Origin of the sequence: Bacillus hominis (genome assembly GCF_018332515.1) — a bacterium.
Lineage (GTDB): Bacteria > Bacillota > Bacilli > Bacillales > Bacillaceae_G > Bacillus_A > Bacillus_A hominis.
The window spans coordinates 1-238 of the sequence record NZ_BOQD01000710.1; the positions used below are offsets into that span (position 1 = coordinate 1).

The window sequence follows — 238 nt, forward strand, 5'->3', positions numbered from 1 at the left end:
TTTTATTTACATACTTATATTCAGATTGATTAATCTCTCCATTTTTATAACTTTCTGAAACTAACAACCGCAATTCTTCTTCTGAATGCACTTCATCATGCCCTTTTGGTGGTTTCAACCCAAAAAACTTCGTAATTAACCGAGCTGATCCATTTAAAAGCCAAATGAATGGGAATGCAATACGATAAAAAAAAATGAGTGGCTTAGCAACAAAGAAACTCACTTGTTCTGCTTTTTG

The 238-nt window shown here is 32.8% G+C and carries 1 protein-coding gene; it reads right to left on the reverse strand.

The genetic code is table 11. From position 1 onward, the window contains the following. Positions 1 to 238 (reverse strand): CNNM domain-containing protein (locus tag KI356_RS28050; RefSeq protein ID WP_212937101.1); only part of this gene is annotated, 238 nt, incomplete at both ends.